The following is an 18,782-nucleotide window of genomic DNA, read 5'->3' as shown; positions in this document are numbered from 1 at the left end:
TTCTTTTTTTGTATGCCCGATTATGTTTTGCCGTTTCGATTATTATTTGTATCTTTGCAGATGAAATGTTGGCTGAAACCGCAAGGAACACATTTCATGAGAACGGTTATGAAACAATAATATATTTTTTACAATGAGAAAAATATTGCCTATATTGTCCTTGGCTCTTGTCGTTGGCATGACGACAGGGTGCAAGGAGGAAAAGAAGAGTAACATTATTATAACGGAGAAACCTAAGCCGGTGACACCCAAGAAACCGCAGAAGATGGGTGACTATGAGCAGTCTGTAAAGGTGGAGTGGATGGGTAACCCCTACACTGTTGAGACAAAACTCACTGCCTGTGACTCACTGCCTATGATCAATGACGGAGCAAACCAGTATTTCGACAATGTCATTGTGCTCAGGATAGTTAGGCCTGATGGCTCGGTGTTCTATTCGCACAAGTTTACGAAAAGGGATTTCGACAAATGCCTGACCGACAACTATCGTAAGAATGGTGCCTTGCTTGGTATTGTCTATGTGAAGTCTGACAGCGACTATTTGTATTTTGCCGCCAGTGTGGGTTCGCCCGACAAGTCGAGTGACGAATATATCCCTCTTGTACTGAAGGTGCATCGTCTTGGAAACATCTCTGTAGAGATGGACACCATGCTCGATACTGCTGATGGTGAGGAGGAAGATGAAGTGTAAGGGGCGTTCTCGATAAGTAAGAGATTGAAAGAATAAAAAACATCCGCAACACCTGTTGAAAAGTGTTGCGGATGTTTTTTATTATTCTTGTATTTTGTCTTGTCAGCTTTCTGACACTAATTTCGTTCCTTAGAATTTTGCCATTTTTATGGCGTCAATGGCACATTCGTCGCCCTTGTTGCCAAGCTTGCCTCCGCTACGCTTCTGAGCCTGCTCCAGAGTGTCTGTTGTGAGCAAGCCATATATTACGGGAGTGCCTTGTGTGGCGTTGAGGCGTGAGATGCCAAAGGTTACACCCTGGCAGATGTAGTCGAAGTGCGGTGTCTCTCCACGGATAACGCTGCCAAGGATTATTACGGCATCGTAACCGCCATTGAGAACCATCTGGCGTGCACCATAGATAAGCTCGAAGCTGCCTGGTACGGTCTTTACGTGGATGTTCTCAGGCAGTGCGCCATGCTTCTCGAGTGTGCTTACCGCACCATTGAGCAGGGCACCCGTTATTTCCGGGTTCCATTCTGCGACAACGATGCCGAAGCACATGTTGCTTGCGTCGGGAACTTTAGACAAGTCGTAGTCCGACAGGTTGTGGAGTGCGGTTGCCATTATTTGAGTGTAGCCCTTTCGATATACTTGTCAATTTCCTGGCTCTGAACAACCATTGCGTTGACGTAGTTAGCCTTGATGTCCTTGTATATCTTCGCAGCCTCTTCCTTCTTGCCCTGTGACTCAAGAATCTGTCCAGCCTGGAGCAGGAATGTTGGTGCAAGGCTGTAGTTGCGTCCGTTCTTGGCCTTTGAGTCAGCCATGTCCGCAGCTTTCTGCAGATCCTTAACAGCCTCGTCGAGCTTGCCGAGCTTTGCATATACGTTGCCGCGTGCAGCGATGGCAGCAGGGCTAACCATTGCGTCGCTTGCAGGAGAGTAGTCGTTGAGATATTTCAGAGCCTCGTCGTTCTTGCCGAGGAAGGCATAGCTCAGACCGGCATACAGCTTGGCAAGGTTACCGGCATCAGTGCTGCTATAGTCGCTTGCTATCTTTACGAAGCCAACGTAGCCAGCGCCATCGCCATTAAGAGCCTTGTCATACTGCTCCATTCCGAAGTATTCCTGACCACGTGCGATAGCGGTGCTTGCCTTTTCCTGACGCGGACCTCCGATAAATTCGTTGTAACCGAAGAAGCCTGCGATGATTACGAGAATTGCCACTACGGCAATAGCGATGGTCTTCTTGTTCTTGTCAAAGAAAACCTCTGTCTTTGTGACTGCCTCTGGGGCTGTCTGCTCATTCATTTTTGCCATTATTGTTGATGTTTTTTATTTTATGCGTGTTTAAGCGTGGCAAAATTACTGAATTTCTTTCACTTATGGAAATTTATCCAATACTTTTTTCGTTTTTCAATGATAAATGGTGTAACTTTGCATGATAAATATGGTACTTCAAAAGATTTCTATACTCAATTACAAGAATATCAGGGAGGCAGAGCTGGAGTTCTCTGCCAATATTAATTGTTTTGTCGGGCATAATGGTGAGGGAAAGACCAATCTGCTCGATGCCATATATTATCTGTCATTCTGCAAGAGTGCTTTCAGCTCTATGGACTCGCAAGTTATCTGTCATGACACCGACTTCTTTGCTATCGAAGGATTGTATGTTGACGAGAATGGCGAGTCGAACGTGGTATATGCAGGAATGAAACGCGGAACAAAGAAACATATCAAGAGAAACAAGAAGGAATATAAAAGGTTTTCTCAGCATATAGGACTTGTTCCGCTGGTTTTTGTTTCCCCGTCTGATACACTGCTTATTGAGGGAGGCAGCGAGGAACGCCGCAGGCTGATGGATATTGTCATATCCCAGTATGACTATTCTTATATAGAGGCTCTGACAAGATATAACAGGGCATTGCAGCAGCGCAACGCCATGCTGAAACAAGACGATGAGCCAGACATGACTCTTATGGAGGTGCTGGAGGAGGAGATGTCGTGTCAAGGTGAGATAGTATACGGTAAGAGAATGAAATTTGTTGAGGAACTGATACCTGTATTTCAGGATGTCTACAATCATATAGCCGAACACAAGGAAACAGTAAGCCTCCGTTATGTGTCTCATTGCCAGCGTGGGCCGCTGCTCGATGTCATCAGGCGTGACCGTCACAAGGACCGTGCAGTAGGCTACAGTCTTCATGGAGTGCATCGTGACGATTTGGAGATGATGCTTGGCGACTATATGATGAAGCGGGAAGGCTCGCAGGGACAGAACAAAACCTTTGTCATAGCCCTGAAACTTGCGCAGTTCAACTTCCTCAAGCGCACGGTATCGCGCACGACGCCCTTGCTTTTGCTTGACGATATTTTCGACAAACTCGACTCGGGTAGGGTGGAGCAGATCGTAAAGCTGGTGTCGGGTGACAGCTATGGCCAGATATTCATCACGGACACCAACCGTGACCATCTTGACAAGATACTTCAACATTCAGTATCTGACTACAAGCTATTTTATGTTAGCAATGGTGAGGTAACGGAAAAGAAGGAGGTGGAAGATGTTCAAGCGTGATGTCCTTCCTTTAGATGAGGTCCTCAAGAAGTTGCTTCGTGAAGAGGGACTTGAGATGCCGCTCCTGCAGAAGCGCCTTGTCGATGCGTGGGAAGTCGTTACGGGTAATGTGGTGTCCAGATATACTGCTGAGAAATACATCCGCAACCAGACACTTTTTGTCAAGATTACCAATCCTGCGCTCAGACAGGACCTTAGCATGATGCGCACACAATTAGTAAAAAGACTTAACGAGCAGGTTGGCTCGTTTGTCATTAGCGATATAAAAATATTCTGACCTGCAGATTATGCTTTTATAGTACCTCGTCCATGGCTATGTCGTGAGTTGAATGCGGAACATGGTCAACTTTCTGAAAGTCGAAGCATACACCTATTTTATATATGTATGGTATGGCGGACAGGAAGCGGTCGTAATATCCCTTTCCTCTTCCCAGCCGGTTGCCATCGTTGTCGAAAGACATTCCCGGAACTATCGCCAGGTCTATGGTCTTAAGGTCTGCGTATTTCTCACCTACAGGCTCGGCAATGCCGAAAGCTCCAAGCTTCAAGTCGTCTGCATTCCTGTAAACCCTTGCCTCCATATCTGTATCGCTTACTACGGCGGGTAACAGCACCTTCTTGCCCATGTCCACAAGCTCGTCCACAAGGTTGTGGGTGCAAACCTCATCGGGCAGGGAGTAATAGAGCAATATGGTTTTTGCGGCGGCGACACGTGGATGTGCGAGCAGCCGCTGACATACCGCAAGCGACAATTCCCTAAGCTCGTCGCTTGAGAATTGCCGCTTGCGCTGTCTGATAATATCCCTAAGTTCTTTTTTGTTCATTTCACTTTCTTGTCTTCTTTCGCCTTCTCTGGTGCTTTCGGGAAAGCCTCTCCCTTTCGGAACACCTCCAGGGCTGTCTTTATCACGCGGTCTTCCTGATTGACGTATTCCGTCCATGCCTGCTCGTCGAACATGTTGTAGATGATGCTGCTGTTGATGTCTCTCTCCAGCAGGCTGTGCGACTTCTGTATCATCAGGTTACGTCGCTGCAGGCCATGACTGTTGGCGTAGTTGGCAAATTGGTCAACGGTATTCTGCTTCTTAAGATAGTTGACCAGCTCAAGCATCTCCTCGAACTTCTGCATCTTCTGCCTGTTGTCATCTGTATAGGTATATGCAAACTGAAGGATCAGTCCGCTCATGGCGGCCTCCTTATAGTAAGAGGTTATGCCGAGCGTGTCCTCGGGGATGAAGATGTCGGGAGTGATGCCGCCTCCGCCATAGACAGAGCGTCCAAGCGCAGTGTGATAGGCTGGGCCTGTATGCTTGATGCTGTCCTGATAGAAGTACTCTCCGTGCTGGTAGCGTGTTATCAGGTCCTGCTCATACTCCCTGTCACCGCCCATCGTATAAGGTTTCTGTATGCACCTGCCAGACGGAGTGTAATATCTGGCGATTGTAAGCCTAATCAGACTGCCGTCAGGGAAACCAATCTGCTGTTGCACGAGGCCTTTTCCGAAAGAGCGGCGGCCGATAATGGTGCCACGGTCGTTGTCCTGTATGGCTCCGGCGAATATCTCTGATGCCGATGCCGAGCCTTCGTTTATCAGAACTATCAGTGGTATGTCCTGATAGCTGCCATGTCCGTTGGAAATGTAGTCCTGCCTTGGAGACTTACGTCCCTCTGTATAGACAATAATCTTTCCCTTGGGCAGGAACTCATTGGCCATCTGCACGGCACTCTGCAGGTAGCCGCCTTTGTTGAAGCGCAGGTCAATGACAAGATTGCTGAAATTCTCCTGCGACAACTGGGCCAGTGCTATGAGCAGCTCGGTGTACGTCTTCTCGCCGAAGTTCTTTATCCTTATATATCCCGTATCATCATCAAGCATGTATACTGATGTGACGCTCTTTGTCGGTATCTCGCCGCGTGTGACGGTCATGAATACAGGTTTCTTGTGACCATACCTTACCACGCCAATCTTCACCTTCGTGTCCTTGGGCCCCTTAAGCCTGTGCATGGCCTCCTCGTTGGTAACCTCCTTGCCTACAAATGGCTTGTCGTCGATGCTCACAATCTTGTCGCCTGCAAGCACGCCCGCCCTTTCGGCCGGTCCGTTCTTTATGACATTCTGCACGTGGATGGTATCCTGTCTGATGGTGAACTCTATGCCCACACCAGAAAATGAACCTTTCAGGTCGTCTGTTGTCAACTCTACGTCCTTTGCGCTGATATATGCCGAGTGTGGGTCGAGTTCGCTAAGTATCTGTGGAATGGCCTTCTCGACCAGCGAGTCGATATCCACCTTGTCTACATACAAGTCATCGACAATACGCAGCAGGTTGGTAAGCCTGTTGCTTCCGCTGTTGATGACATTGAGTCTGTTGCCTGAAAACCTGTTGGCAAAGAAGCTGCCTATGACAATTCCCACGACCACGCATGTGGCCATGATGAGGGGCATGTATCGGTAGGATTTATTCTGCTTCATCGTTGTTGTCTGGATTTAAGTATATCACCTCAACTCCGGCCTGCCTAAGCAGGTCGATGCCGTCGGTGAGTCTGTATTTCTCTGCGTACACAACCTTCTTTATACCAGCCTGGATAATGAGTTTCGCGCACTCTATGCATGGCGATGCCGTTACGTAGAGTGTAGAACCGTCGCTGTTGTTGGAGCTTCGTGCCAATTTTGTTATGGCGTTGGCCTCGGCATGCAAAACGTATGGGTGTGTGACGTTGTTGCTGTCCTCGCATTTGTTCTCAAACCCGCTTGGTGTGCCGTTGTAGCCGTCACTGATAATCGTCTTGTCCTTGACTACCAGTGCTCCAACCTTGCGTCGCTCACAATAGCTGTTCTCAGCCCATATGCGGGCCATGCGCAGATAGCGTGCGTCAAGCAGGCTCTGTTTTTCTGTTGATGGTTCTGTCGTTGTCATATGCCTGGGGTATCTTGTTTGCCAGTCTTTAGTTCCGGCTGTTTTTGATTATTGTTGGGAGTTGTCAGTGTCTGCCTTTATTCCGTTTCTTTCCAACAGGGCGTCTATCGTTGGTTCTTGTCCGCGGAACCGCTTGTATAGAGTCATCGGATGCTCGGTGCCTCCTTTGGACAGCACCTCGTCCCTGAAGCGCTGGGCTGTCTGCTGGTCGAAGATGCCGTTTTTCTTGAATACGCTGAAGGCATCGGCGTCGAGCACCTCAGCCCATTTATAGCTGTAATATCCTGCTGCATAGCCGCCCGACATGATGTGTGAGAACTGCGTGGTCATGCAGGTGTCTGGCAGCTGCCTCATCACCATAGCTTTGCTCCATGCCTCCTTCTCGAAAGCCACTATGTCGTCGGTGAACTCGTTCTTCTTGGTGTAGTAGGCCATATCGAGCAGACCGAAGCTCACCTGTCTGAGGCAGGAGTAGCCTATATTGTAGTTGCGGCTCTTTACAATCCGCTCTATGTATTCGTCGGGTATTGGCTCGTCGGTCTGGTAATGGAAGGCGAATGTGCGTAGGAACTCCTTTTCCACAGAGTAGTTCTCCATGAACTGCGACGGCAGCTCTACAAAGTCCCACCAGACGTTGGTTCCAGAGAGGCTCTCGTATTTGGTATTGGCGAACATCCCGTGGAGCGAGTGTCCGAACTCATGCAGGAATGTCTCCACCTCGCCGAGTGTGAGCAGCGACGGCTTTGTGTCGGTAGGCTTGCTGAGGTTCATTACCACGCTGACGTGCGGTCTCACATTGCGGCCCTTGTAGTCTATCCATTGTCCCTGATACTCCGTCATCCACGCTCCGCCTTGCTTTCCCTTGCGTGGGAAGAAGTCGGCATAGAATACGGCCAGATAGCTTCCGTCCTTGTCGAATACCTCGTAGGCCTTAACGTCTGGCGCATATACCTGTATGTCCTTGTTCTCCTTGAATGTTATGCCGTAGAGTCTGTTGGCCAGTCCGAAGATGCCGTCTATAACCCTGTCGAGACGGAAGTACGGGCGGAGCATCTCTGAGTCGAGGTTGTATCTCTCCATCTGCAGCTTGTGGCTGTAGAAGCTGAAGTCCCATGGCTGAAGCTCGAAGCCGTCTCCCTCCATCTTCCTTGCCATGGCCTCTATCTCGGCAAACTCCTCGATAGCCTTTGGCTTGTATGCCTCTATCAGGTCGTCGAGCAACTTGTAGACGTTTGCCGTATTTGTTGCCATGCGGCGTTTGAGCACATAGTCGGCGAATGTCTCGAAGCCGAGCAGCTGCGCCATCTCCCGTCTGAGGTTTACGAGGCGTTTGCAGATGTCTATGTTATTCTCTGAGTTATCATGCGTGCAAAGGGTGTTTTTTGCCATGTACATCTTCTTCCGCAGCTCCCTCTGCGTGGAATATGTCATGAAGGGAGCGAAGCTGGGGAAATCGAGTGTGAACACCCATCCCTCCTTGCCTTTCTCCTTAGCCGTGTGTGCGGCGGCATCCCTTGCAGTGTCGGGCAGTCCGTCGAGCTGACTCTCGTCAGTAATGTGCAACTCAAATGCTTTGGTCTCTTTCAGCAGGTTCTGCGAGAACTGTAGCGAGAGCAGGCTTGCCTCTTCTGTCAGTGCACGCAGTCGCTCCTTCCCATCCTCGTCCAGCAGTGCACCACTTCTGACGAAGCCGTCGTAGCTGTTCTCAAGCAACATCTGCTCCTCTGGGTTCAGCTCCCTGTGGTGCTCGTAAACGTATTTTATTCTCTCGAACAGCTTCTTGTTGAGAGTGACATCGTTGCTGTGCTTGGTCAGTATGGGGCTCATCTTCTGTGCCAGGGCATCCATCTCGTCGTTGCTCTCTGCGCTGAGCATACAGTAGAACACGGTAGATACTCTGTCGAGCAGCGAGTAGTAGCCTACTCCCTTGGAGACATCTACACGTGCGATGGTATTTTCGAAAGTGGGTTCTTCTGGGTCGTTTATTATCTTGTCTATTTCCTCGTCGTCACGCCTGATACCTTCCATAAAAGCCTCCTCGTAGTCAGAAATCGTTATCCTGTCGAAGGGGACGGTATCGTGTAGGGTGTCATAGGGAGCGAAGAATGGATTTGCTTTCTCTCTTGCAGTATCGTTCATATCTCATTATAATTTCATGCAAAAGTACAAAAAAAGATTGGACTCACGTATTGGATAAGCAAATTTAACATAATGCCGGCTTTCTGAAGCCTAAATCCTCTCTGCGTGAGGCACATGTATCATACCTCTGGTGAGCATTATCTTGCCTTCGGCCTTCATGTTGTTGAGTGCTTTCGACACGTCGAGGCGGCTGTCGTTGAGCTCCTTGGCGAGGGTCTCCATCTTTATCTTGATGTGTTTCTCGCCAGCCGGTCTCTTGCAGTGTGCCAATATCCATTGTCCTATGCGCTGCTCCATGCTTTCCGGTGCCGTGCGCCATGTGGCGTTTTCCTTTTTGTGTATGATGGTTGTGTAGTTGTTGAGCAGGTTCAGACGGAATATGAGGTGCGTGTCGGCGAGTTTCAGGATTTCCTCTTTGCTGAGTGCCATGATATTGCAGGCTTCCATGGCTGTGTACGTGCTGGCAAATACTTGTGACAGCCCGAACAGATGTTCTGGCTCGATGATGTATGGAGCCGAGACGTATTCCTCCACCATATATGAGTTGTCGTAGGCTGTTGTCACGACTTGTGCCCTGCCGTTGGTCAGGAACACCATGTCGTGGCAAGGTTCGCCAGCCTTGGCGATGGTATCGCCATTGAGATGCTTGTCGAACCTTATCTTGGAGTGTCCTGCTATCTGGGCAAGGTCGCTTCTGCTCATGCCCTGGAACAGTGACAGCTCCAGCAACTGATCATATAGGTGTAAGTCTGCTTCCTTCATTTGGCAATTTTGTCTTTTAGGCTGTTAGAGAACCATACTTGGTTGTTGCCTTTCTCGTCAGAATATATGAAGTACGCCATCAGCTCCGGGTGCTTGTCAAGGACAGATGTCGCCTTGTTGAGTCCCAGCACCATGAATGCCGTCGCGTATGCGTCTGCCGTTGCGCAATTATCGGCCAGTACGGTTGCCGAGAGTATGTTGTGCTGTACGGGGTAGCCTGTTTTCGGGTCTATGGTGTGAGCGTATTTCTTTCCGTTCTTGTAGTAGAAGTTACGGTAGTTGCCGCTTGTTGCCATGGCTTTGTTGGTGACGTTCAGTATGGTCTGGTATTCCCTGCTCACACCGAGCGAGTCATCTGTGGGCTTTGTCACCCCTATGCGCCAGGGCAGCCTTTTCTCGCTGATGCCCTTGGTGACAATCTCTCCGCCAATCTCAACCATGTAGTTCTCTACACCCTCACGCTCAAGCATCCTCGCTACTACATCGCTGCCATACCCCTTTGCTATGGAGCTGCAGTCGAGCATCATGCGACGGTCCTGCTTTATGATTTTCCCGTCCTTCAGCCTCACCTTCCGGTATCCAACGATAGCCTTGAGGCTGTCTATGGTGTGGCGGTCGGGTGATATGCCCTTGCGGAAGCCGAATCCCCATGCATTGACGAGCGGTGCAACGGTAATGTCGAAAGCTCCATCAGTATCTTCTGATATTCTCATGGCCATGCTGAACACGTCTGTGAACATATGGCCAAGTTCCGCTGGCTCGTTGTTGTTGACCTTCGATATTGTCGACTGCCTGTTGAATGGCGACAGCGACATGTCCACCTTGCGTAGCTCTGCCTCTATCTTCTTATGCAGGTTGCTGCCGTGCTGGTATGTGATATGGTATTCGGTCCCGAATACCATTCCTGAGTCGTGCTGGTATGGCGTGTTGCGCTGTTGGCCTATGACGAGAACCGTTCCTACAATCAGGAGAATGAGGAACGGCAACTGCCACATAAGTTTCTTCCTGTTCATATAATCAGAAATTTAGCATTATGTTGAACGTTCCGCCGAGACGTGTGCTGCCGGCTTTGCCGTAGCCTGGCACATACCAGCAGTTGCCCATCTCTGCTATGTCGTACGACAGACGCCTCTTATATCTGACGCTCCATCCGAGATGCAACGGTCCTAATATCTTTGCGTCAACACCGAACACGGCTTCCGCCCAGTGGTATTTGCCTTTCACGTCCTGACCACCATAAGGGACGGTTCCTCCCCATACGGGGTCGCTGACATCAGGGTGGGCGATGTCGAACTTAAACGAGGTGAAGGCATATCTCACACCGACGTACACCTTGTAGTCGTCGTGCTTGTTCTTCAGCACGTTGAAGTCGATGCCCACTTTTCCGTAGGGAGCTGATGTCTGATAGTCGGTTTGCGTGATGTCGTTATGATGGTCTGCCTTGCCGAGTCCCAGTTCGATAACGGGGAAATACTTGTCTTTCAGGTTAACCCTGACTCCTCCCTCGTATTGTCCGTAGTCGCTTACACCCAGCATTATCAGTCCTACGACGTCGCCCATGACCTGTATGCCCCTGAATGTCGGCAGCGTATCCTTAGGTTCGGGCAGCGTCCGCTTCTGTGCAGTGGCAGCAAGCGTCAGCATCATCAGACAGATCAGGCTAATAAGCCTCTTTGCGGAAGTATATGTACAGATGTGATACGCTTGCGTCATAGTTTACGTTTCTTTTGTTTATCGTCACCGAGTCTATGGTGTGCGACGTGTGTCTTACGCCTGTGATGGTGTGGAAATAGTTCACTCCGCAGTCTACCGACTCGAAGTGCGGCTCATTGGTTTTCTCTATCCATATGGTGTCGCGCCTCACCTCGCTTCCGTCCTGCCGGTCTCTGGTCAGGCACAGCTCGTCAACCGTCTGTCCGAAGCTCATTGGCAGCTCGAAGCTGTCGGCGTTCTGTTGCTGGTTCAGCAGTATGGTGTCCGTGCCGTCTGCCCTTACCGTAGTAATGGTCAGCACATCGCTCAGTTTCGTGACATCGCCCATGAGCTTGTACTTGGCGTAGACAACGTTGTTGAGCGGGCAGTCTACCGATGAGCAAGCCGTCAGGGCCAGTACTACACCTATTATATATATAATATGTCTCACCCTTTACGTTCCGGTTATTTAATTATTTTCTCTATCTGGTAGTCGTTGCGGTTTTGTGACGAGCGGCTGATAAGGTCACCGAGGAAGCCCGCCAGGAACAGCTGCGTACCGATGAGCATGGTTGTCAGGGCTATGTAGAACCATGGCGTGTCGGTGATGAGTCTCTGGGGGATGCCGTTGAGCAGGGCGTACATCTTGTCTGCACCGATGAAGACTACCGAGATGAAGCCTATGAAAAACATTATCGAGCCGAGGAAGCCGAATACGTGCATAGGCTTCTTGCCGAACGTGCTCAGGAACCAAAGCGTGAGCAGGTCCAGATAGCCGTTGACAAACCTGTTCAGTCCCATGAACTTAGACTTTCCGTACTTGCGTGCCTGATGCTGCACCACCTTCTCGCCAATCTTGTCGAAGCCCGCATTCTTGGCCAGGTAGGGTATGTAGCGGTGCATCTCTCCGTACACCTCGATGTTCTTTATGACGTCTCGGCGGTAAGCCTTCAGACCACAGTTGAAGTCGTGCAGGTTCTTAATGCCGCTAATTTTTCTTGCCGTGGCGTTGAAGAGCTTAGTGGGAATGGTTTTTGATATCGGGTCGTAGCGTTTCTGCTTATATCCCGACACGAGGTCGTATTTCTCCTCGGTGATCATGCGGTAAAGCTCTGGTATCTCGTCGGGCGAGTCCTGCAGGTCGGCATCCATGGTTATCACCACGTCACCCTGCGCCTCCTTGAAGCCGCAGTACAGGGCAGGGCTCTTGCCGTAGTTGCGGCGGAACTTTATACCCTTGACGTGTTCTGATTTCTTTGCCAGTCCTTCGATGATGTCCCATGACGAGTCTGTAGAGCCGTCGTTGACGAATATCACTTCAAACTCATAGTTATGGGAGTTCATTACACGCTCTATCCATGCGTAGAGTTCTGGTATCGACTCCTCCTCGTTAAAAAGAGGCACTATAACCGAAATATCCATATCTGTATTTGTTTTTTTATAATTCTTTTATCTGTCTCAGCCTTCCTTATGGCGTAGAGTCCATGTACTGTCTGTCCGATGTGCCTAAAGTCTTGGCTTGCTTCTTCTTCCAAACAAGGCAACGGGCAGGCTCAGCAACAGGCCGATGAAGAGGTTCTGCATCATGAATGTTATGGCGATATAAATGGGGCTTAGGCTGGTGAGCACCTCTGCGGCGGCATTGAGCTCTTTCGGAGAGATGCCCTGTTCCTTGTAGATTGGGGTCATGATCCTTATCGTGTTGTCAAGCATGTCTTCCATCCGCCCGTTGTCAAGAAACGTAAAGTACAGATACTGTACCAGGGCAAATGCAAGGGAGGCATAGAAGAAAGTGTAGCACGAAAAGGCAAAACCGCGACGGAAGGAAATAAGCCCGCCAAGAGCGTAATCGCGGAAACGAGAGAGTCGCCAGCCTACAATAAACGGTGTTGCCAATGCGAGAAGATTGCCAAGAGAGTATTGAGGGCTGTAGACGATAAGGGCAAAGCTGGCAGTCCACGCCAAAGCCAGGATGGCACCATCCTGACGTGCAAATGCCTTTAATTGTACCAATGCTGTTGCGTCTATCATATATGGTTGCAAAATTACTCAATTTATCTTTAATATAAGGTATATGTATTGAAAAATTTGATTTTTTTGATATTTCAATTTGTCAAAAGATGTTAACCGCAAAAACTTTTTCCATCTTGCGCTTCCTCTTTACGATTAAATACATTACCTTTGCACTCGCTTAAGAATATGGGCAAGTCTCATACGGCCAGCTCCCTGAGAATCCCCCAGGATGGGAACATAGCAAGGGTATTAGGTTGTAGCGGCGCGATATGAACAGCTTGCCCACCCGCCTCTTTAGCTCAGTTGGCCAGAGCACGTGATTTGTAATCTCGGGGTCGTTGGTTCGAATCCGACAAGAGGCTCAAGAAAGAGAGTTTCACATTTTTGTGGAACTCTTTTTCTATATCTTTGGCTTGAAAAATGCTCTCATAACGGTTCAGTAGAAATTTCCTGGGGGCTAAGTGCCCCGTAGGGTGAGTCTTTTCCCCCTTTTATCTTATTCAGGATAGGACAGACATTTCTGTGCCAGTTCAGTCCAACACTCACGCAAAGCATTGCATTGGCTCACGCAAAGCATTGCATTAGCTCACGCAAAGCTTTGCATTGGCTCACGCAAAGCTTTGCATTGGCTCACGCAAAGCATTGCATTGGCCCACGCAAAGCTTTGCGTTTTGTCCTGCTGTTATCTTTTGCGCTTACAGCGCGATCATCACCTACATGAAATAACCCAGGGTGCCGCTACGCTCTCCCCTGGGCTATGTTCTTTTGCGCCTACAGCGCGACAATTACAGACATGAACTTCAGAATTAGGATATTCAATTTTTGAACATCAAACTGTACATCCTAGTTATTTGCACTGAGCCGTCAGAAGTCAACTACCGTTATGCCGGCACCACCAAACTGCACGTGCTCGTCGGCATAGTGGGTGACGTTCGGTACGGTGGACAGATACTGACGGATGAGCTGCCGTAGGATGCCGTTGCCCTTGCCATGGAGGATGCGGACACGTGCCATGCCTACCAGTATGGCATCGTCGACGAAATACTGTACGGCCGTCAGGGCCTCGTCGCCTCGCATGCCGCGAACGTCAAGGTCCTGCTTGAAGTTCGACTTGTGGCTGTCTATGGTCTCCCTTGTAGCCTTGCTCACGGAATAGGCCTTGAGTGATGTGGCCAGATCGGCAGGCTTCTCCTGCTGCTCCACGTACTCCAACCGGTCGGTACGCATCTTGGTGCGCATGTCGCCGAAGATGACGGTGGCCATCTTTGTGTCCACGGACTCTATCTTTCCCGTGGTCTTCAGTCCTTTTATGCGGACGGTATCGCCAACTTCCAGCTGTGCCTTGCCGCTCTTCTTGTCTTCCCTCAGCGCGGCCTGCTTCAGGCTCTCGGCAGCTTTGCGTGCTTTCTCTTCCTTCTGGTCTTTGTATTTTTGGTGGCGTTCCTTGCGCTGCTTTATCTGCTCCATCTTCCGGGCAATCTTCTCGTCCATGTCCTTAGTGTCCATGTCGGCAACCTGCGCCTTGAACTCGTTGAGGTCCTCGCGTATCTTCCGCGTCTCTTCCTTCTCGGCCTGCTGCTCGCGTATTTCCCTGATGGCGTTTTCTATTCTCCTGTTGCTTTCCTTGAGCAACTCCTCGGCCTGCGCCTTTGCCTTGGCCAGGATTTCCTTGCGTTTCTTGTCCAGTTCGGCTATGTCGCTCTCATATTTCTCTATCTGCCTCTCCAGTTCCTTCTCCCTCTGGTGTACGGTCTGCCTCTTGGCTTCCCAGTAGCGTTTGTCCCGCACTATGTCCTGCAGGTATTTGTCACTTTGTATATAGTCGCTGCCAACGATGTCTGAAGCCTGCCTTATGACCTCCTCTGGCAGTCCGGTCTTCCGTGCTATCTCTATGGCAAACGAGCTGCCCGGGCGACCTATGGCCAGCTGGAACAGGGCTTTCATCTCGTGGCGGTCGTATAGCATGGCACCGTTGGCCACTCCCTCGTGAGAGTCAGCAAAGTGTTTCAGGTTCTGATAGTGTGTAGTAATCACTCCCCATGCGCCTTTCTTCTGCAGCTGTTCGAGCACAGCCTCGGCAATGGCGCCACCTATCTGCGGCTCGGTACCTGTTCCGAACTCATCTATGAGGATGAGTGTCCGTCCGTCGGCCTGTCTCATCATGTTCTTCATGTTGAGCAGATGGCTGGAGTATGTCGACAGGTCATTCTCAAGGCTTTGCTCATCGCCGATGTCTATCATTATATTGTCGAAGATACCGGCTGTAGAGCGGTCGCCAACAGGTATGCTGAGTCCACACTGTAGCATGTATTGCAGCAGCCCTACAGTCTTCAGGCACACAGACTTTCCGCCGGCGTTCGGACCGGAGATTATCAGGATGTGCTTCTCGCTGTTTAGTATGATGTCGAGCGGCACGATCTTCTTCTCCTGCTTGGCCAGCGACAGCTCCAGCAGAGGATGGCGTGCCTGAATCCAGTCTATGTGCGGATGCTCCGATAATTGTGGCTCAATGGCCTTGGTCATCTTAGCCAGCTCGGCCTTGGCTCTGATGAAGTCTATTGTTGCCAGGAAGGTGTAGGAGTTGAGTATGTCTGCCGAGTGAGGTCTCACCTTGTTGGTGAAGGCTGTCAGGATGCGTATTATCTCCTGCCGTTCCTGGCTTTCCAGCTCCCTGATTCTGTTATTTGCCTCCACCACCTCTGCAGGCTCTATGAATACCGTCTTGCCCGTTGCGCTCTCGTCATGGACGATGCCGCCAATTCTTCTCTTTAGTCCAGGTGCTACGGGGATAACAAGGCGCCCGTCGCGCAGTGTGGGTGTCACGTCCTTGTCGACGAGACCCTCGCTCTGTGCGGCACGCAGTATGCCATACAGGGTCTTCGACACGCTGCTCTCCGCCCGTGCCAGTTCCTTCCTAATGGCAAGCAGCTCGGCTGAGGCGTTGTCCTTGATATGTCCGAACTTGTCGAGTATCTGGTCTATGGCCTGCACCAGCTGCGGATAGGTAGCCACGTTGTCCGTAAGTCTGTAGAGAGCGGGGTAGAGTGGGGTGGGCGTCGACACGCTATCGTCGGTATCGATGCCACGTTGCAGATACCTCACGATGTCGTTTATGGTCTGCAACGAGCGTCTGAGGTCGAATATCTCGTCTTCCTCGAGATGGGTGTTCTCAAGTCTTATGCGCCTGATGGCGTCTCTTACGTCGAAGAAGTACTGAAGCGGGAAGTCGTCGCTCTCCTCCTGAATGCGCCTGAACTCGTGCGTCTGCTCCAGCCACTCGCCTATGGTGGCATGCTTGCTGCTGACGGTCATGTCGTCAACCATGCTCTTGCCCAGTGTGGAGAGGCATTTCTCCTTCAGCAGTTTCCTTATATTGTCGAACCCAATCTTGGTCTCGAAGTTCTGTGGGTATGTCATCTGTTGTCTGTCTTGTTTTTATATTCGTCGCATACTGGCGGTTGTGCGCCGTATGGACTGCAAAATTACACATAAAAAACCAATTCCGCATGCCTGATAGAGGGAAATTGGAAGCAGCAAGGCCGAAAAACAGGCTTTGACACACAATTTTATATATTATACGAGCGTTTATTCAATGTTAACGGAAAAGAAATTGCGATTTGTATGACAAAAGGATACATTCATAGTATAGAGACTTTCGGGTCGGTAGACGGACCGGGCGTGAGGTTCATTGTTTTCATGCAGGGATGTCCCATGCGTTGCCAGTACTGCCACAATCCTGACTCGTGGAAAATGCGCACCGGTGAGGAGCTGACTGCCGATGAGCTTCTTGACAAGGCCCTGCGCTACCGTGCCTACTGGGGCGACAAGGGCGGCATAACGGTCAGTGGAGGCGAGGCGCTGATGCAGATGGAGTTTGTGACAGAGCTGTTTGAGAAGGCTCACGCCATGGGAGTGACCACTTGTCTCGACACCTCTGCACAGCCCTTCACCCGTGAGGAGCCATGGTTCGGTGATTTCGCCAAGCTGATGGCCGTTACTGATACCGTGCTTCTCGACATCAAGCATATCGACGATGAGGCTCACCGCCGCCTTACCCGCTTCGGAAATGCAAATATCCTTGACTGCGCACGCTATCTTTCCGATATTGGCAAGCCTGTATGGATTCGCCATGTTCTTGTGCCGGGTATTACGGACGACGAGGCGAGCCTCGTGCGCTTGCATGATTTCCTCTGCTCACTCAGCAATATTGAGCGCATAGACGTGTTGCCATACCATACCCTCGGAACATTCAAGTATGAGAAGCTTGGCATTGCCTATCCGCTTCGGGATACTCCAACGCCAACACCCGAGAGCGTAGCCAGGGCAAGGAACATACTGGAAGGCACCATAGGCTGAAAACAGAAGTGAGGGTGTGTCAAGTAGCTGACACACCCTCACTTCTTATCTCCTCTTATCTCCCTTTATCTTCTCTTATCTCCCTTTATCTTCTCTTATCTTCTCTTTATCTCCCTTTATCTTCGTAATCGTTATCGTTTTCTGCCCGATATTTTTCTTATTTTGTTAACTGTTTTAATATTCTTTATGCCCCTATTCCTTAATGAATACAAAACATCATTAAATAGTAGTGGGAAATGACAGAATGTCGTTATAATTCACTATATTTGCAATAACTAATAACAAATGGAGGTAACAATATGAGAATTATAAATGACATAGCGACGTACATCAAGAACGTCACAGAACTGATTTGGAACTTTATCCTTAACCGCGATTCCTATCCCTCGAATGCTTTGTTGGCCGTGCAACCAGAACTGATGGAGACAGTCATTGATAGTCCCGACCAGTGCAAGCATTGCGACTTCTACGACCTGAAGATGCTGGTAACGAAGGATATGAACGGTAACCTGAAGCCAAACTCGTTGGCCATACGTAACATGGCTAACAGATATTATGGCTGAAAGGCCAAAAGGATTTTTCTTGGTATTTGATTTATAAGGCTGGCTCGAATTTCTTTCGGTGCCAGCCTGTAAAATTTCTGGTAGTTGCCAATCTTGTGTGTTAGTGCCTCAAAGTAATACTTCCAGCCCGAGCGCACTGCGGTCTTGCGGCCATACTTGCCAAAGTCGCCGCCCGTGAATATAATATCAAGCATCAGCTGATCGGCTGCATGGTCCTTTTCCGTGAGCTCATAGGGAAACTCGGATGCTGGCAGGCCAAGGCGGTCGGTGAGGATTGCTCCCACAGCCTTAAAGCCAGCCTCGAAGCCCAAACGGCGTAAATGCTCCTTTAGCCTCGCAGCGGAATATGTGCCGTGATAATGGTGGAGCATCATAGCAAGGTCACAGAACTGGCGGAGTCCAACGCCAAGCTCGACGAGATGATGGAACAAGTGCAGGAACGTGTACAGAATGTTGGTCTCGGGCGACAGGGTAGGTATCTGGTGGTTCCCAACCGTAACAGTATGGTTGGCCTTCACCTCCTCGTCCATCAGTGAGTCCCAATAGCGCTGATTGGCCTTGTTGTAGAATTTGAATAGGTTGAAATGCATCTCGAACAGCACATCCTTGTACGTGAATGCAAGATGCTGCTCGCTCTCGCTCTCTTCCTCGAATGTCACATTCCACCTCTGGGCAATGAGCTCCCGTGCCTGTGAGAAGCATGACGTAGGGCAATAGAAGTCTATGTCACCGCTCTCGCGTACCTCTGGCTGTCTGTACATGGATGCCGTTATCTGGCCTTTGACGATGAGGTGTCTGATGCCCGCTGACGATAGCAGCTCGGACAACTCGCACACCATGCTGTTCATGTGTCCGTTTGTCTGAATGGTATCGTTCAGAGAGGTGTACGTATTTGCAGCATCGTAGCGGTTGAGCCTCACGTCTTGGTTCTCCATCAGGGCTGAACATAGCAATCCCGATACCGTCTGCCGCTGAGACAGACGGTAGAGCTGCTTGTAGGGTTTCGATGGCAACTCGAAACCATCGGTCTTATGGCCCCACAGCGCAGACCGTAGAACGATAAATAGAAAGTCGTTGATGGTCATCTGTAAT

At 50.0% G+C, this 18,782-nt stretch carries 19 protein-coding genes, 1 tRNA gene and 1 other RNA gene; 7 read left to right on the top strand and 14 right to left on the bottom strand.

Going from position 1 to position 18,782, the window contains the following annotated elements; genetic code table 11:
• Window positions 1–133: 133 nt before the first annotated feature.
• Complete coding sequence (locus CIL02_RS00280) at window positions 134–691, top strand: DUF4738 domain-containing protein (protein WP_094398492.1); 558 nt, start codon at window positions 134–136, stop codon at window positions 689–691.
• Between the two features lie 129 nt (window positions 692–820).
• On the opposite strand, the gene ribH is transcribed toward CIL02_RS00280, so the two are convergent.
• Window positions 821–1,297 carry a 6,7-dimethyl-8-ribityllumazine synthase gene (gene ribH / locus CIL02_RS00275; protein ID WP_094398491.1) on the bottom strand — a complete coding sequence of 159 codons (477 nt, stop codon included), beginning with the start codon at window positions 1,295–1,297 and terminating at the stop codon, window positions 821–823.
• Complete coding sequence (locus CIL02_RS00270; protein WP_094398490.1) at window positions 1,297–1,992, bottom strand: tetratricopeptide repeat protein; 696 nt, start codon at window positions 1,990–1,992, stop codon at window positions 1,297–1,299. Before CIL02_RS00270 ends, ribH begins: the two co-directional genes overlap by 1 nt.
• A gap of 130 nt (window positions 1,993–2,122) precedes the next feature.
• Here CIL02_RS00270 and CIL02_RS00265 point away from each other — a divergent pair, with 130 nt between their 5' ends.
• Both CIL02_RS00265 and CIL02_RS00260 read left to right on the top strand, forming a co-directional pair.
• Window positions 2,123–3,247 carry a DNA replication/repair protein RecF gene (locus CIL02_RS00265; protein WP_094398489.1) on the top strand — a complete coding sequence of 375 codons (1,125 nt, stop codon included), beginning with the start codon at window positions 2,123–2,125 and terminating at the stop codon, window positions 3,245–3,247.
• Window positions 3,234–3,524: a DciA family protein gene (locus CIL02_RS00260; RefSeq protein WP_094398488.1), complete on the top strand. Its 291-nt coding sequence runs from the start codon at window positions 3,234–3,236 to the stop codon at window positions 3,522–3,524. Before CIL02_RS00265 ends, CIL02_RS00260 begins: the two co-directional genes overlap by 14 nt.
• 16 nt (window positions 3,525–3,540) lie before the next feature.
• Here CIL02_RS00260 and CIL02_RS00255 read toward each other — a convergent pair whose 3' ends face one another.
• The 10 genes from CIL02_RS00255 to CIL02_RS00210 form a co-directional block, all read right to left on the bottom strand.
• On the bottom strand, window positions 3,541–4,071 hold the full coding sequence (locus CIL02_RS00255) for a 5-formyltetrahydrofolate cyclo-ligase (protein ID WP_094398487.1): 531 nt from the start codon (window positions 4,069–4,071) through the stop codon (window positions 3,541–3,543).
• Window positions 4,068–5,720 (bottom strand): S41 family peptidase, encoded by a 1,653-nt coding sequence (locus tag CIL02_RS00250; RefSeq protein ID WP_094398486.1) that lies wholly within the window; start codon window positions 5,718–5,720, stop codon window positions 4,068–4,070. The genes CIL02_RS00255 and CIL02_RS00250 overlap by 4 nt, the downstream gene beginning before the upstream one ends.
• Window positions 5,707–6,165, bottom strand: a complete 459-nt coding sequence (locus CIL02_RS00245) for a dCMP deaminase family protein (RefSeq protein ID WP_094398485.1) — start codon at window positions 6,163–6,165, stop codon at window positions 5,707–5,709. Before CIL02_RS00245 ends, CIL02_RS00250 begins: the two co-directional genes overlap by 14 nt.
• Before the next feature lie 48 nt (window positions 6,166–6,213).
• Complete coding sequence (locus CIL02_RS00240; protein ID WP_094398484.1) at window positions 6,214–8,304, bottom strand: M3 family metallopeptidase; 2,091 nt, start codon at window positions 8,302–8,304, stop codon at window positions 6,214–6,216.
• Window positions 8,305–8,394: 90 nt separating this feature from the next.
• A complete protein-coding gene (locus CIL02_RS00235) occupies window positions 8,395–9,066 on the bottom strand; it encodes a Crp/Fnr family transcriptional regulator (RefSeq protein ID WP_094398483.1) in 672 nt (223 codons plus the stop codon).
• The gene (locus CIL02_RS00230; RefSeq protein WP_094398482.1) at window positions 9,063–10,079 is read right to left on the bottom strand and encodes an FAD:protein FMN transferase; all 1,017 of its coding nucleotides are present in this window, start codon (window positions 10,077–10,079) and stop codon (window positions 9,063–9,065) included. Before CIL02_RS00230 ends, CIL02_RS00235 begins: the two co-directional genes overlap by 4 nt.
• 4 nt (window positions 10,080–10,083) lie before the next feature.
• Window positions 10,084–10,779 (bottom strand): DUF6048 family protein, encoded by a 696-nt coding sequence (locus tag CIL02_RS00225; protein WP_240513468.1) that lies wholly within the window; start codon window positions 10,777–10,779, stop codon window positions 10,084–10,086.
• Window positions 10,727–11,209 carry a DUF6452 family protein gene (locus CIL02_RS00220; RefSeq protein ID WP_094398481.1) on the bottom strand — a complete coding sequence of 161 codons (483 nt, stop codon included), beginning with the start codon at window positions 11,207–11,209 and terminating at the stop codon, window positions 10,727–10,729. The genes CIL02_RS00225 and CIL02_RS00220 overlap by 53 nt, the downstream gene beginning before the upstream one ends.
• 14 nt (window positions 11,210–11,223) lie before the next feature.
• Window positions 11,224–12,180, bottom strand: a complete 957-nt coding sequence (locus CIL02_RS00215) for a glycosyltransferase family 2 protein (protein WP_094398480.1) — start codon at window positions 12,178–12,180, stop codon at window positions 11,224–11,226.
• Between the two features lie 84 nt (window positions 12,181–12,264).
• On the bottom strand, window positions 12,265–12,789 hold the full coding sequence (locus CIL02_RS00210; protein WP_094398479.1) for a DUF4199 domain-containing protein: 525 nt from the start codon (window positions 12,787–12,789) through the stop codon (window positions 12,265–12,267).
• 170 nt (window positions 12,790–12,959) lie between these two features.
• Between CIL02_RS00210 and ffs the strand changes: the two genes are divergently transcribed.
• An RNA gene (gene ffs / locus CIL02_RS00205) (signal recognition particle sRNA small type) lies at window positions 12,960–13,058 on the top strand.
• A gap of 1 nt (window position 13,059) precedes the next feature.
• Window positions 13,060–13,133: transfer RNA gene (locus tag CIL02_RS00200), tRNA-Thr, on the top strand.
• A gap of 502 nt (window positions 13,134–13,635) precedes the next feature.
• Here CIL02_RS00200 and CIL02_RS00195 read toward each other — a convergent pair.
• Window positions 13,636–16,188 (bottom strand): endonuclease MutS2, encoded by a 2,553-nt coding sequence (locus CIL02_RS00195; RefSeq protein ID WP_094398478.1) that lies wholly within the window; start codon window positions 16,186–16,188, stop codon window positions 13,636–13,638.
• Window positions 16,189–16,392: 204 nt separating this feature from the next.
• Between CIL02_RS00195 and pflA the strand changes: the two genes are divergently transcribed.
• Entirely contained in the window at window positions 16,393–17,127 is a 735-nt protein-coding gene (pflA, locus tag CIL02_RS00190; RefSeq protein WP_094398477.1) for a pyruvate formate-lyase-activating protein, read from the top strand.
• Between the two features lie 299 nt (window positions 17,128–17,426).
• Window positions 17,427–17,690 (top strand): hypothetical protein, encoded by a 264-nt coding sequence (locus CIL02_RS00185; protein ID WP_094398476.1) that lies wholly within the window; start codon window positions 17,427–17,429, stop codon window positions 17,688–17,690.
• Here the strand turns inward: CIL02_RS00185 and CIL02_RS00180 are convergent.
• Window positions 17,681–18,775: a nucleotidyltransferase family protein gene (locus tag CIL02_RS00180; protein ID WP_094398475.1), complete on the bottom strand. Its 1,095-nt coding sequence runs from the start codon at window positions 18,773–18,775 to the stop codon at window positions 17,681–17,683. The two genes, CIL02_RS00185 and CIL02_RS00180, sit on opposite strands and share 10 nt — an antisense overlap.
• Between the last annotated feature and the right edge of the window lie 7 nt (window positions 18,776–18,782).

It is taken from the genome of Prevotella sp. P3-122 (genome assembly GCF_002251365.1).
Taxonomy (GTDB): domain Bacteria; phylum Bacteroidota; class Bacteroidia; order Bacteroidales; family Bacteroidaceae; genus Prevotella.
The sequence above is the reverse complement of the archived record's forward strand: the minus strand, read 5'-3'. Positions and strand labels throughout refer to the sequence as shown.

Coding starts and splice junctions, on each gene's coding strand:
- CIL02_RS00195 (WP_094398478.1), bottom strand. CDS start 16,188: ATGACATACCCACAGAACTTCGAGACCAAGATTGGGTTCGACAATATA.
- CIL02_RS00185 (WP_094398476.1), top strand. CDS start 17,427: ATGAGAATTATAAATGACATAGCGACGTACATCAAGAACGTCACAGAA.
- CIL02_RS00230 (WP_094398482.1), bottom strand. CDS start 10,079: ATGAACAGGAAGAAACTTATGTGGCAGTTGCCGTTCCTCATTCTCCTG.
- CIL02_RS00250 (WP_094398486.1), bottom strand. CDS start 5,720: ATGAAGCAGAATAAATCCTACCGATACATGCCCCTCATCATGGCCACA.
- CIL02_RS00240 (WP_094398484.1), bottom strand. CDS start 8,304: ATGAACGATACTGCAAGAGAGAAAGCAAATCCATTCTTCGCTCCCTAT.
- CIL02_RS00225 (WP_240513468.1), bottom strand. CDS start 10,779: ATGACGCAAGCGTATCACATCTGTACATATACTTCCGCAAAGAGGCTT.
- CIL02_RS00260 (WP_094398488.1), top strand. CDS start 3,234: ATGTTCAAGCGTGATGTCCTTCCTTTAGATGAGGTCCTCAAGAAGTTG.
- CIL02_RS00210 (WP_094398479.1), bottom strand. CDS start 12,789: ATGATAGACGCAACAGCATTGGTACAATTAAAGGCATTTGCACGTCAG.
- CIL02_RS00255 (WP_094398487.1), bottom strand. CDS start 4,071: ATGAACAAAAAAGAACTTAGGGATATTATCAGACAGCGCAAGCGGCAA.
- CIL02_RS00180 (WP_094398475.1), bottom strand. CDS start 18,775: ATGACCATCAACGACTTTCTATTTATCGTTCTACGGTCTGCGCTGTGG.
- pflA (WP_094398477.1), top strand. CDS start 16,393: ATGACAAAAGGATACATTCATAGTATAGAGACTTTCGGGTCGGTAGAC.
- ribH (WP_094398491.1), bottom strand. CDS start 1,297: ATGGCAACCGCACTCCACAACCTGTCGGACTACGACTTGTCTAAAGTT.
- CIL02_RS00280 (WP_094398492.1), top strand. CDS start 134: ATGAGAAAAATATTGCCTATATTGTCCTTGGCTCTTGTCGTTGGCATG.
- CIL02_RS00265 (WP_094398489.1), top strand. CDS start 2,123: ATGGTACTTCAAAAGATTTCTATACTCAATTACAAGAATATCAGGGAG.
- CIL02_RS00270 (WP_094398490.1), bottom strand. CDS start 1,992: ATGGCAAAAATGAATGAGCAGACAGCCCCAGAGGCAGTCACAAAGACA.
- CIL02_RS00235 (WP_094398483.1), bottom strand. CDS start 9,066: ATGAAGGAAGCAGACTTACACCTATATGATCAGTTGCTGGAGCTGTCA.
- CIL02_RS00215 (WP_094398480.1), bottom strand. CDS start 12,180: ATGGATATTTCGGTTATAGTGCCTCTTTTTAACGAGGAGGAGTCGATA.
- CIL02_RS00245 (WP_094398485.1), bottom strand. CDS start 6,165: ATGACAACGACAGAACCATCAACAGAAAAACAGAGCCTGCTTGACGCA.